The following is a 13,350-nucleotide window of genomic DNA, read 5'->3' on the forward strand; positions in this document are numbered from 1 at the left end:
AATACCAAATAGACTGCTGCAAAATCAATCACGAAAGGTCAACACGCCCTAATTATATGAAAATACGTAAAATTTCATGGCAGCAAACAATTCCTCTTCGCCACCGTGTTTTATGGCCAAATAAACCTTTAGAGTATTGTCATATACCAGAGGATGACGATGGTTTACATTTTGGGGTATTCGTTGATGATTTATTAGTGTGTGTAGCATCCGTATATTTAACATTAAATAAAGCACGTTTACGCAAGTTTGCCACTGATCCGCAATATCAAAATCAGGGGATAGGATCACAATTGCTTACATTTATCATTACGTTTTTAAAAGGTGGCACTGTTGATTACTTTTGGTGTGATGCCAGAGAGTCTGCTTTAGAGTTTTATAAACGGTTTGATATGCATGTGTGCAGTGAGCGCTTTTTCAAAGGGGAGGTAGCCTACTATAAAATGGAAGTTGCACTTTAGTAACTTTTAGTTCGTCTGAGCGTTATTAGTAGAGGTTAAATGCAGTGATTGGCCTTCTACACTTGAGATATAACCATTTATGTTTAAAATAATAGCCAGTCTCTTCTTAAATTAAGTTTATAAATGGATATTGCGGCCCTTAATAGCACGCTTGCTTTACGTAGTAGAGTTCTTAAGTGGATGTGCCTGTGTCTAGGTGTTCTGTCAGGGATATTTGCGGTATTTAATCTATTAATAAATGACTTTTTAATATTAGGCGCTTTGGAAGTTGTTTTTTCTGTGTATTGTTTTGGTATTTATTTTTATATAACTAAACATGTATTTAAACTTTGGCAGCCTGTCAGTATTTGCACTTTTGTGTCGTTATTAGTTGTGCTGGGTAGTTACTTATCAAGTGTATATAACGCACTTTTTGTTTGGACCCTCGTTTTACCCGTTCTGTATTACTTATTATTGGGAAAGTTGTGGGGCTTTGGTTTGTCAATGTCACTGGCTCTGTTGCAAGCCATCGCATTAATAACAAAAGAAAGTGTGGCTCCATATTCCCCATCGAATCTAGGTTTAAATCTCGCATTTAGCTATGTTACTATTTGGGTTATTGCGCATGTATTTGAAACAAGCCGAGCTAGTTTTTCTAAGCGTTTGGAAGATTTAGCAATGTTAGATCCACTTACAGGCGCTGGGAACCGCTTAGCAATGAATCAATATTTTGAGATTGAACTTAGTGATAAAGAAAATCTTTATACGATGGTAATGGATTTAGATTTTTTTAAGAAAGTAAACGACGAGTTTGGCCATGCAATTGGTGACAGTGTGCTGATTGAAGTAACTAAAATTATCAAATCTCAGTTAACTAAAGAAGGTGCTGTTTTTCGTATTGGTGGTGAAGAGTTTGCCATCTTTGTTGCTCACTCATCGGCGTCTGAGGCGGCAAACATTGCAGAAAATATTAGACATACTATAGAGAATAATAAGCTTATTATTGCAGAGCAATCAGTGTCAATTACAGCAAGTATTGGCGTTATCGCTTACAGTGGCAATGAAACCTTAAAGCAAACAATAAAAGCAGCAGATGATAGGCTCTATCAAGCTAAAAATAACGGACGTAACCAAGTTGTTTTTAATGACCCACCACAGGGAAAGCAACTAAATCAAGCCTCTTAATGACGCGACTATTTAATTTCCTTGATACATTAACTCAAACTCTGGAATATTTTGTTCCCATAGAGGCAAGTCTTTTCCTAAATGCTCACGTATTGCATCAAAAAATAGCCGAGTACGAACTGGTAAATCGCGATGTGGATAAACTGCATACATGGCACTGTATTCGGCAAGTTTTAAATGTGTAAGCATAGGCACTAATCGTCCTTCCTTAATTTCATTGCCGATAATAAACGCGGGTGCAAGAACATAAGTTGTTCCAGAAAGGGTTTTATCTAAAAGTACTTCTGCATCATTCGCTCTAAATACGCTTTTAATTTTTTGCTCTTGTGGCAAACCAAACTCATCAACATACTTCACGCCCTCAACGCGCAATGAAGTGCTTGAATAGCTGGCTGCGGGTAAATCAATTAAATCTTCAATTTTTTCAGGCAATCCATACGTTCTAATAAACTCTGGTGATGCCAAAAGTAGTAATCGATTACGGGCAATTTTACGAGCAATTAAGGATGAATCTTTGGGCTCTCCCACCCTAAATGCTAAATCAAACCCTTCAGAGACAATATCGACAAGCCTATCATCTAAGCGTAACTCAACCTCAACCTGCGGAAAGCGTTTTTGAAAATCATTGATCACGGGTTGTAAATAACGCCGTCCAATAATGGTTGAGGATGTGATTTTTAACACGCCGCGCGGTTCTTGGTGATAGTTCTCAGCAAGGCGTACGGTTTCACCTAATAGTTCGCGTAGCTCACTGGCTTTTTTGACCATTTCAGCGCCAGCTGCAGTAAGTGAAAATGAACGAGTGGTTCGATTTAATAAACGAACACCTAAGTCATCCTCAAGACGGCTAATTTGTTTTGAGATCACAGAACGATCAATATTACGGGTTTCAGCTGCTTTAGCAAAAGAGCCACGCTCAACCACTTCTAACAACATTAATAAACGACTCGTAGTATCCATATTTTGCTCATTCAAATTTAATTGGTGCCATATTGGCATTAATGAGTTTTAAAATCTATAGTTTTTGTCCGCAGGTTTGTTCCGTACCATGGATAAATATACTAAAAGGAGCGTCGTCATGAACAAATACTTAATAGCTACTGCAATTTTAGGGGCATCACTTGCTCTGAGCGGATGTGCGGAAGAACCAAGCCAACAAACCAGTCAACAACAGCACTTACAGCCAATTGATGTTGCACAAGTAATTATCAAACCAGTACAAAATTGGCACACTTTCACGACACGACTTGAAGCACCTGAAGAGGTTGCTCTTATGCCACGAGTTGCAGGGGTTATTGATCACATTGCGTTTAAAGAAGGCGATAACGTTAAACAAGGCGATTTACTCTTTAAATTAGATGCTCGTCCATATGCGGCAGTTGTTACCAGCCTTGAAGCACAAGTACAAAGTGCAAAAGCGGCTTTATCTCAAGCGCAAAGCGAAGCGAAAAGAGCGGTAAGGTTAACGCAGCGAAAAGCTATTTCTACCGAGCAAGCTGAATCTCGTACTTCGATGTTACATCAACGAGAAGCTCAGTTAGCAGCATTAAAGGCGCAGCTAGTTTCAGCCAAACTGGATTTAGAATTTACAGATATACGCTCACCGATTGATGGCGTTATCTCCTTAGCAAATATTACCAAAGGTAATAACGTACTGGCTGGGCAAACGGTTTTAACGTCAATTGTGTCAAATCAAACGATGTACGCGTACTTTGATGTAGACGAGCGTACATGGAATAGCGCTTTTAATGATGTAACAGCCAATGATAAACAACAAGTTGTAATGCAAAAGGTCGGTCAACGTGCATTTGCTCACATTGGGTATATTGATTTTATTGATAATCAAATAAACGCAGCAACGGGTACATTACGTGTACGTGCACGCTTTGATGAAAACGAAGCGCTACGCGCGGGGTCATTTGCGCGTATTAAATTAGCCGCCAGCGATGTCACAGAGCAGGTAATCGTGCCAGATAGAGCGATAGGTACCGATTTGAAAAATCGTTTTGTATTGACTGTTGGTGACAATAATATTCTTGAATATAAGCTTGTTACGGTTGGTGAGCGCTACGGTCGTTTTCGCACTATCACATCAGGCTTAAAAACAGGCGATGTGATAGCTGTTAATGGGCCTGCACGTGTGGGACCAGGTATGCCCATTGCGCCAAATCAAATAACGTTAGATACCGAAGGTGTGGCGTTTACGCTCTCGCCAACAGCGCAGCATATTTTAATGGCTAAGAAGTAGGGTAATTTATGAAATTTTCACACTTTTTTATCCAACGGCCAATCTTTGCGGCCATGCTGTCATTAATTATTTTAATTGCGGGTGGTATTTCGTTATTTCAATTACCAGTGAGTGAATACCCTGAAGTTGTGCCTCCAACGGTTGTTGTTACAGCTAACTACCCGGGTGCAAATCCAACGGTAATCGCACAAACTGTTGCCACGCCATTAGAACAAGAAATTAATGGCGCTGAAAACATGCTGTATATGTTTTCACAAGCGACCAGTGATGGCCGCATGACGTTAACTGTTACGTTTGCGCTCGGTACTGATTTAGATCGTGCTCAAGTGCAAGTGCAAAACCGCGTTAACAGTGCATTGCCACGTTTACCGCAAGAAGTGCAACGCTTAGGCGTTGTGGCTGAAAAGTCATCCCCGGATCTAACCATGGTGGTACATTTGTATTCACCTGAAAAAACCCACGACACCGCTTACCTATCTAATTATGCGGATTTGTATATAAAAGACCAAATTGCACGTTTAAGTGGAGTGGGAGATGTACAGCTTTTTGGTGCTGGGCAATACTCTATGCGCGTATGGTTAAACCCTGATGCACTTGCAGCACGCGAATTAACGGCAATGGATGTGGTAAGCGCACTTCGCGCACAAAATCAACAAGTTGCTGCGGGTAGTTTAGGTGCACAGCCAACCTCAAACGACAGCCAATTTCAGGTGCTACTTAATGTTAAAGGACGTTTAAACAGCATTGAAGAGTTTGAACAGGTGATCATCAAAGTCGGTGAACAAGGCCAACTTACACGCTTAAATGATGTTGCCCGTATTGATTTAGGCCAAAATACGTACTCGTTGCGTGCGGAGCTCAATAATCAACCCGCTTTAGCAATGCCGATATTTCAGCGCCCGGGTTCGAACGCGATAGAGCTTTCAGATCAGGTGCGTGAAACGATGGCACGTTTATCAAACGATTTTCCAAGTGGGGTTGAGTACGACATCGTTTATGATCCTACTGTATTTGTACGTGGATCAATTGATGCTGTAATTACCACGTTACTAGAGGCAATTGCACTTGTTGTTATTGTGGTGGTGTTATTTTTACAAACATGGCGCGCTTCGATAATACCTCTAATTGCTGTGCCAGTATCTTTAATTGGTACGTTCGCTGTGATGCAATGGTTAGGTGTTTCGATAAATACCTTATCGTTATTTGGTTTAGTATTAGCAATCGGTATTGTTGTTGATGATGCCATCGTTGTGGTCGAAAACGTTGAGCGAAACATTGAGCAAGGTCTTTCTCCTTTAGAGGCTACCCGTGTAGCAATGAGTGAAGTAACAGGGCCAATTATCGCGATTGCGTTAGTGTTGTGTGCAGTGTTTATTCCAACGGCATTTATTTCTGGGCTTTCAGGTCAATTTTATAAACAGTTTGCGCTAACAATTACTATTTCTACGGTTATATCTGCATTTAACTCACTAACACTGTCGCCAGCCTTAGCAGCGTTATTGTTAAAAAGTCACGACGCAAAGCCAGATGCATTGACACGTTTACTTAATCGTTTATTTGGCCGCTGGTTGTTTGCCCCGTTCAATCGAGTGTTCGATCGCGGTGCTAAAGGGTATCAAAAGCTTGTTAAAAAAATGATGCGAATGAGTATGGTGGTAATGGTTGTTTATGTTGCTCTACTCGGCGGTACGTTCAAACTTTTTGATGCTGTCCCGGGTGGTTTTATTCCCGCACAGGATAAACAGTACCTAGTAGCAATTGCTCAATTACCTGACGCAGCAAGCTTAGATCGTACGCAAGATGTAGTAAGACAAATGCAAGAAATAGCGCTGCAAGTGCCCGGTGTTGCAGACACAGTTGCGTTTCCAGGCTTGTCAGTTAATGGCTTTACCAATAGTCCTAACAGCGCCATTGTCTTTACTCCATTAGATGCGTTTAGTGAGCGTACTGATCCAAGTCAGTCTGCGATGGCTATTGCCGCGCAACTTAATCAGCGCTTTAGTGCTATTGATGAGGCATTTGTTGCTGTTTTCCCGCCGCCGCCAATTCAAGGTTTAGGCACTACAGGTGGTTTTAAACTGCAAATTGAAGATCGTGGTAATAAAGGGTTCGAAACCTTATTTAATAGCTTGCAAACAGTGATTGGAAAAGCACAGCAAGATCCTGCTTTAATGGGGTTGTACTCAAGCTTTAGGATTCAGGTTCCGCAAATGGATATTGATATCGACCGCGAACAAGCGTTGATCCAAGGCATCCCATTAGATGAAGTATTTAATGCACTACAGGTATATCTTGGCTCTATGTATGTTAATGACTTTAATATGTTTGGCCGTACTTACCAAGTTAATGCCCAAGCTGATATAGATTATCGCCTTGATCCAGAACAGGTATTAAACCTTAAAGTACGAAATAACCGAGGTAACATGGTACCGCTTGGTTCAGTATTAACGGTAACGCCAACCACAGGCCCTGATCGCGTTATGCATTATAATGGTTACCCAAGTGCAGAGCTTAACGGCAGTCCAGCACCGGGTTATAGCTCAGATCAAGCACAACAGGCTATTGAACTCATTCTGGCTGATAATTTACCCAGTGGCATAGAGTATGAGTGGACAGAAGTGACTTTCCAACAAATTTTGGCGGGTAATACCATGGTGTATGTCTTCCCATTGGTGGTGTTATTAGTGTTTATGGTATTAGCAGCACAATATGAAAGCTTACGTTTACCGCTGGCGATTATCTTAATTGTGCCTATGACAATATTCTCTGCATTAATGGGTGTATGGCTAGTGGGCTCTGATAATAATATTTTCACGCAAATTGCTTTAATCGTCTTGGTCGCACTCGCGTCTAAAAATGCGATATTGATGGTGGAGTTTGCGCGCGATAAAAATAACCATGGATTAAGTCATTTTGATGCGATTTTAGAAGCGTGTCGGATGCGATTAAGACCAATCCTCATGACTTCGATTGCCTTTACTGCTGGTGTAATCCCGCTGGTATTAGCAACAGGGGCCGGTGCAGAAATGCGTCATGCGATGGGGAATGCAGTATTTTCAGGCATGATTGGTGTGACGGTATTTGGTTTGTTATTCACGCCAGTATTTTATATTTTGGTCACAAAAAGCAAAGAACACGCGACAGTGGAGCAAGTAAATGAACAGTAATAAGTTGCGTATAACCGCTGTATTGGTTGCGGGGTTGTTAGCCGGTTGTGCTAGTAAAATAGATGAACAGCAACATCAGAGTCAGCTTCAAGAGTTTGTTGCGCAAACACAAATTGCATCTCAGTTAGTAGGTCAAGATGAACTGAATTGGTGGCAACAATTAGATTCGTCACAGCTTAATAACTTGGTTGCAAATGCGCGTGCTAATAATCACGATTTACGAACCAGCCAATTAAAACTGAAAAGTGCACTTGCCCGCTTAGGGGGGCAAAAAGCACAATACTTGCCCCAAGGTGGGGTAGGTATTGAAGCAACGCGTAGTAGTTTGGGCGAGCTAAATACTCGCCAGTCAGCTGCCAATGCCAATTTTGATTGGCAACTGGATTTATTTGGGAAAGTAACTGCATTAGTTAATGCCAGTAATGCAGGGGCAATGAGTCAAGCAGAGCAAGTACGTGCGCTACATATTGAAGTCGTTGCGTCGGTGGTTAAAGGGTTTGTAAGTTATCAAGGAAATAAGCAAAAACAGCATATTATTGAACTGCAAATTGAGGCGCTTAAACAAAGTATAGGTGTATTGCGCGCTCAGGTTGAAGAAGGAATTGCTAATGAGCTTGATTTAAACCGTACTTTAGCGCAGCTAAAGCGCCAGCAAGCATTATTACCGGATATTAAATATGCACAGTTTCGCGACTTAGCAAGCCTTGCAATGTTATCAGGGCAATTACCGAGTGATATTACATTGATAGATGAGCGTAGTGTACTTGAACGTGGATTTACGGTTAGTTTAGCAAAACCAAGTGATGCAATCGCGCTTCGTCCTGATATTAGCCAAGCGTTATTTGAGTTTAGCCAAGCTCACTCATTAAGCGTAGCGGCAAGTAAAGCGTTGTTACCAGATATTAGTTTAAGTGCGTTTGCAGGTGTATTGAGTTTAGATAATAATCGATTGTCAGATACACAGCAGCAATGGCAAGTTGCACCACAAATAAAGTGGTCATTATTAAGTTACCCGGCTTTATTAGCCCAGCGTGATGCACAACAATACTTGAGTGAAGCCGCTTACAGTCAATATCAACAGGTTGTGTTAAATGCAATGAGTGAAAGTGAACTATCATTGCAATTATTAGTAAAGCAAAGTCAGCAGCAAGACTATGCAAAACAACGCTTTGATTTTGCCAATAGTGCCTTTTTACAAGCGCAGGCTATGTATCAAGAAGGGCAAATACCATACTTAGAGTTGTTAGATGCGCGACAGGATGTTTTAATAGCGCAAGAAAATGCAATTGACTCAACGATTTCATCATTACTTGCCAAGGTAGATACCTATCAAGTATTTAATGGTCGTTGGAGTTATGTGTTAGTTAATTAGCCAATGTAGAGTTATTGATGCCACATACTGATTTTTTATCGCCAATTCCCGCAACAATGCGCGCGATTGCGCTACTTGAGCCCAACGAGCAGATCGATTTATCTGAGTTGGAATTGCCTGTGCCAGAAATTGTAGACAATGAACTGCTGATCAAAGTTGAGTATGTTGGCTTAAATCCCGTTGATGCATACTTTGCTAAACAGGGCTTTTGCAAATGGCAATACCCCCACACTCTTGGCTTAGATGCTGTGGGGGTGGTTGTTAAAGCACGTAAGGGGATATTCCCTGAGGTAGGCTCGCGGGTAATGTGGCATGGTAATATTGGTGAGCAAGGCGTGCTGTCTGAATACGCCAAAGTCCCTAATTATGCTGTGTCACTAATACCAGATGAAGTCACATTTAGCGATGCTGCGGTGTTACCTTGTGCGGGTATGTCAGCGTTAATTGCGCTTGATAAATTGCAATTAACAGAGGGCGATTCAATCCTGATTGAAGCCGGCGCAGGTGCTGTTGGTCAATTTGCAATTCAGTTTGCCAAGCAACGTGGTGCCACTGTTTTTACAACGGCAAGTAAGCGAAATCATAAACTTGTTAAAAAACTGGGTGCTGATGCTGTGTTTGATTATACCGATAAAAAACTCAGTGAAAAAATCAAAAAAGAGTTAGGCCCACAAGGTTTTGATGCGGTACTGGATTCAATTGGTGGTGAAACAACAGTGCGTAATGTTGAATTAATGCGATTTTGTGGTCGTATAGCCTGTTTAAATCCACTGCCTAAATTTGAGCAAGAGTTGATGTTTAGGCGAGCGCCTAATATTGGTATTGTTTCATTAGGAGGGGCATGGCTGGCTAATAGCTTATGCGCTCAACAGCGAATGAGTTTTATGGGAAATTTATTGCTCGAAAATATGGCGCAAGGCACACTCATGATCCCTGCTATTACGGCAGTTAAATTTGATGCGAAAAGTATTTCAAACGCACTCAATATGCAAGTTAATGGGGGGTTTACCGGTAAGCAAATAGTGCAGATTAACCATACTTAACTATCCTTGTTCGCGAGAAATAAAAACGAAGAAGCCCCGCATATCAACGGGGCTTTTTTAGTTAAAGGTAAATAGCTCTGATCTCGGTTATGCACTATTACCCGAATATACGGGGAAAGGGTATAAACACAGGGATGTAATGCGCTACTGCAAGTCAACAGTTTGATGTAATAAGTGCAATTACTTCACAAGACAATACCGCTTCCAAACGAGTCTTTAAAAAGCTGGACTTTAGTGATTATACTAAGGTGATCATAAGCCCCGATGCACTCGCTATTAATGTATTTTTGAAGACCTTTTAATGGTGTGCAACTGAGCTGCTACTTGTAAATTAATGGTATGCCAGGTTTTTTCTAGGCTAGCAACAAGCCCTTCATAGTCATTCTCAACTAAGGGGGTTAGCTCACTAAAATAGTGAACCGCTTGTAAAGAACGACCGTGCTCAAATGAGGTATAGTAAAGACGCCAAAGCCCAGCTATATCTGCATTACCTTGTTTATCACCATAAAAGTGGTGTAGCTCATATTCTAATTCATAATAGCTTTGTTGATCTTTATCAGTGATCACAGGCAAGCCTTTGACAACCATCCAATCATCAAGCGCGGTAAACAAAGTCTGATGACTGCTTGCTGTAAGCATTTGATCGGGTGCTTCACTCCATAAATGATAATTAGCCGCATTGATTTGATTATTATCTATTTTCATAGCAATTCCACGATTGTTTAACGCGCCGCGTAAAGTAACAGTATTAATACGTAACTGTGTTGAGGTATCAATACTATTTCGTTGAATTGGCTTGATAGCCTGCTCGAATTGATAATATTCAATAGATGAATTAAGTGACTGACTGCATCCGGTTAATAATGTCAGACTTATTGCTATTAGCACTTTAGCGATGAAAGTATATGGCATTATTGTTTCCTCGGTGTTGGATCTGCGGGTAATGATTTGTCAAAAATAAACATGTTAGGTTGTTCGTTTAAACCACGAGTTAATGGCTGTAATTCTTCACTCAAACGCTTAAACTCAGACAGTGTTTGTTGTAACTGATGATGAAATTGTGAACCTTGCTGATAACTCGCCATGGTTTTTTCAAATTGCTTCATAGTAATATCAAATTGCTGCATGCTTTTAGTCATTTCAGCAAAATTGCGGTTAAAGTCACCGGGTAAATTTTGTGTATCTTGTTTGCTTAACAACGCACGCATTTCATTAGCCAGTGCTTGGTAATCGGCAAATGTAGACTGCATTTGCGCTAAGCTATCTTCAATTTTTAAACTGTTTACTTTATTGAGTACATCAGAGACTTGATCTGCAAGCACCGTAATACCACTGGAAACACTGGGAAACACTTGGTATTGAGCAATAGATGTGAGTTGAGCTTCAGGTGTATCGTGATAAATATCAAAATCAACATACACGGCACCCGTAAGTAAATTACCCGGTTTTAATGATGCACGCAGACCATTTTTTATCCAGCCATCAACACTGCTTTTCCAAAACTCTTTAGCCGAAGCACTGTCGTGATACATACGGCCGTACTCTATTTTTATAAGTGCAGGAACTGCGGTGTTATCTGTTTTAAAATGAGCGGGTTTACCGTCAATAATAACATTTGCTGGCGCTTCTACTACAGTGCCAACACGCATGCCTCTGTATTCAACAGGTGCACCCGCACGTAGACCACGTATTGATTGTTCAAATTCAATTAAGTAATAATCAAAATCATAAAAACGTTCTTCAAGAGCATCTTGATAGCTGTTACTTAAAGAAAAACCATGACCGTCTTGGGCAAAGTCACCCGGCGCTTGTTGTTCTGGTAAACCGACCGAAATTCCCCCTTTTAATAACTTACTCAATGAGCCTGTTTTGAAGTTAATTCCATCAGCTGATAAATCAATTTCAATGCCCGAGTTGACCCAAAAAATAGAATTCAGAGTGATCAAATTTTGATAAGGTTCATTGATAAAAATACCATACTTCATGGCTTGATTTTTCCAATCAAAAGTCGCCGTTTCAATTTGGCCAATTTTATAGTTTTTAAAGAAAATTCCGGTGCTGACCTCCATGACTTCTGCATTAAAGCTTTGTAATGTGAAACGACCCCCTTTAACATCTTTACCTATTAGTGCAGGTTCATCTTGTAAATCAAAACGGTCGGTGATGTTTTTACTTTCTCCTGGGGCGAATTCCAAGTAAACACCGGATAATAATGTACTCATACCACTGATCCCCGTTTCATCAATACGCGGCTTGACAACCCATATAGTGGCGTCATCAGTAAGTAAACTATCATAATGTTTATCTATTTGCGCACGTGCAATAACACTGTTTTTATCACTAGAGAGACGAACATGATCAATATGGCCAATTTTTACACTGCGTACTTTTATTTCTGTTTTACCCGCAACAATGCCCTCAGCTTGAGGCATTGATATGTAAATAGTGGCACCTTTACTTGCTTGATACTGATATAGCATCCATGCGCCAACCAATAAAGCAATAATAGGGATTATCCAAATACCTGAAATAGTTGGTTCTTTTTTGATGTTAGCTATTTCACTCATGTTTTTTCTCTAATTGGTTGTGTTTATTATCATTGCTTGGAGAATCCCATAATAGTCGAGGATCAAATGCGTGCGCTGCCAACATTTGGCAAATTACCATAACTGTAAAAAATACTGTGCCTATACCGGGGGTTACCGACATTAAGTTCCCAAGTTGGACTAAGGCTACTAAAATTGCCACAACAAATACATCAATCATAGACCAGCGTCCTATAAACTCAGTTAATAAGTATACCTTGGTATAGCCTTTTGTTTGGCTATTTGCCGGTTTACTAACTAATAAACATAAAAGCGTAAGGATTAATGCTTTTGCTAAAGGCACGACTACACTGGCTAAAAAGATTATTAGCGCAATAGGATAAGAGCCCGCTTGCCACAATACTATTACGCCACCAATTAAGGTAGAGGGGGATTCATCTCCCAAGCTGGTGGTGTACATTATAGGGAAAATATTGGCTGGGATATAACACGCAACGGAAGTAATAAGCCATGCAGCAGCTTTTTGTACACTATGGGGATTACGTATATGTGTTTTTGTGTTGCACCGAGTACAGTATTGAGAGTCACTCAGTTGATGGCAAACATGGCATGAACGTACGTTATTATCTATTGCTCGGTGACTATGATGAACGTATTTAATCGCTTTTATTGGTTGAACTTGATCCCACAGTCGCCTGTGATTGAGTTGCGTAAGCGTAGCAATATAAAAAATAACAAATGCCACATAAGCCCAAAAACTCACCCCAAAACTAATATCAGCCATGGACATAATTTTAACCATACTGACTAACACACCAATTAAAAATATTTCAGACATGACCCAAGGTTCAATGGCTAATGTATATTTAAGCAATCGTTTGGCAAAACCATAAGGAAGTACTTTCAATAAACCTAAATGCAATGGGATTAATGTTACTAATAACGCCATAGGCAAACCGATAATACTCAGATCAATAAAAATACCAAGTAAATCACTGTCGTAGTTAAAAAGTATGCGAGCCGCGTCGGGAAGGGTTATAGTTTGGGTAATACCACTACTGCTAAATGAGATAAAAGGGTAGAACATACTACTGAGTAGCATGATAAGCGAGCTAAGACTTAAGGCTACTATTCGTGCATCGTTATTTAGATTTGCAGAGCAAAGCTTAGTGTGGCAGTGTGGACAAACAGCCACTTGCTTAGCAGCTATCCGAGGAACTTCGATAATTAAATCACAGTTAGGGCAAGCTGTTTGCAAATTAATATCCACTGACAAGTAATATAAGACAAGTTTGCATCAATTATATTGTAAATACAATTACCTGATAAATTTACTTGGCAAATATCTC

At 40.3% G+C, this 13,350-nt stretch carries 10 protein-coding genes; 6 read left to right on the forward strand and 4 right to left on the reverse strand.

The genetic code is table 11. The features are described from left to right. Positions 1–56 precede the first annotated feature (56 nt). Together HH219_RS19220 and HH219_RS19225 are read left to right on the forward strand one after the other, a co-directional pair. Positions 57–461, forward strand: coding sequence for a GNAT family N-acetyltransferase (locus HH219_RS19220; RefSeq protein WP_169328362.1), 405 nt, complete (start codon positions 57–59; stop codon positions 459–461). A 123-nt stretch (positions 462–584) separates the two neighbouring features. Continuing rightward, positions 585–1,625, forward strand: coding sequence for a GGDEF domain-containing protein (locus HH219_RS19225; protein ID WP_064435621.1), 1,041 nt, complete (start codon positions 585–587; stop codon positions 1,623–1,625). Between the two features lie 12 nt (positions 1,626–1,637). On the opposite strand, the gene HH219_RS19230 is transcribed toward HH219_RS19225, so the two are convergent. Further along, on the reverse strand, positions 1,638–2,585 hold the full coding sequence (locus tag HH219_RS19230; protein ID WP_054205064.1) for a LysR family transcriptional regulator: 948 nt from the start codon (positions 2,583–2,585) through the stop codon (positions 1,638–1,640). A gap of 118 nt (positions 2,586–2,703) precedes the next feature. Between HH219_RS19230 and HH219_RS19235 the strand changes: the two genes are divergently transcribed. The 4 genes from HH219_RS19235 to HH219_RS19250 are packed head-to-tail and all read left to right on the forward strand — an operon-like array spanning position 2,704 to position 9,455. Beyond that, positions 2,704–3,873: an efflux RND transporter periplasmic adaptor subunit gene (locus HH219_RS19235; RefSeq protein WP_169328363.1), complete on the forward strand. Its 1,170-nt coding sequence runs from the start codon at positions 2,704–2,706 to the stop codon at positions 3,871–3,873. 8 nt (positions 3,874–3,881) lie between these two features. Then, the gene (locus tag HH219_RS19240) at positions 3,882–7,040 is read left to right on the forward strand and encodes a multidrug efflux RND transporter permease subunit (RefSeq protein ID WP_054204965.1); all 3,159 of its coding nucleotides are present in this window, start codon (positions 3,882–3,884) and stop codon (positions 7,038–7,040) included. After that, a complete protein-coding gene (locus HH219_RS19245) occupies positions 7,030–8,412 on the forward strand; it encodes a TolC family protein (RefSeq protein WP_169328364.1) in 1,383 nt (460 codons plus the stop codon). The genes HH219_RS19240 and HH219_RS19245 overlap by 11 nt, the downstream gene beginning before the upstream one ends. A 17-nt stretch (positions 8,413–8,429) precedes the next feature. After that, entirely contained in the window at positions 8,430–9,455 is a 1,026-nt protein-coding gene (locus HH219_RS19250) for a zinc-binding dehydrogenase (protein ID WP_169328365.1), read from the forward strand. A 276-nt stretch (positions 9,456–9,731) separates the two neighbouring features. Here HH219_RS19250 and HH219_RS19255 read toward each other — a convergent pair whose 3' ends face one another. Genes HH219_RS19255 through HH219_RS19265 form a run of 3 tightly spaced genes read right to left on the reverse strand, consistent with a single transcriptional unit; the run spans position 9,732 to position 13,259 of the window. Further along, complete coding sequence (locus HH219_RS19255; RefSeq protein WP_169328366.1) at positions 9,732–10,367, reverse strand: PqiC family protein; 636 nt, start codon at positions 10,365–10,367, stop codon at positions 9,732–9,734. After that, the gene (pqiB, locus tag HH219_RS19260) at positions 10,367–12,022 is read right to left on the reverse strand and encodes an intermembrane transport protein PqiB (RefSeq protein ID WP_054204961.1); all 1,656 of its coding nucleotides are present in this window, start codon (positions 12,020–12,022) and stop codon (positions 10,367–10,369) included. The genes HH219_RS19255 and pqiB overlap by 1 nt, the downstream gene beginning before the upstream one ends. Further along, complete coding sequence (locus HH219_RS19265; RefSeq protein WP_169328372.1) at positions 12,015–13,259, reverse strand: paraquat-inducible protein A; 1,245 nt, start codon at positions 13,257–13,259, stop codon at positions 12,015–12,017. Before HH219_RS19265 ends, pqiB begins: the two co-directional genes overlap by 8 nt. Positions 13,260–13,350 lie beyond the last annotated feature (91 nt).

Source organism: Pseudoalteromonas sp. NEC-BIFX-2020_015 (assembly GCF_012952265.1).
In the GTDB taxonomy this organism is placed as follows: domain Bacteria; phylum Pseudomonadota; class Gammaproteobacteria; order Enterobacterales; family Alteromonadaceae; genus Pseudoalteromonas; species Pseudoalteromonas neustonica.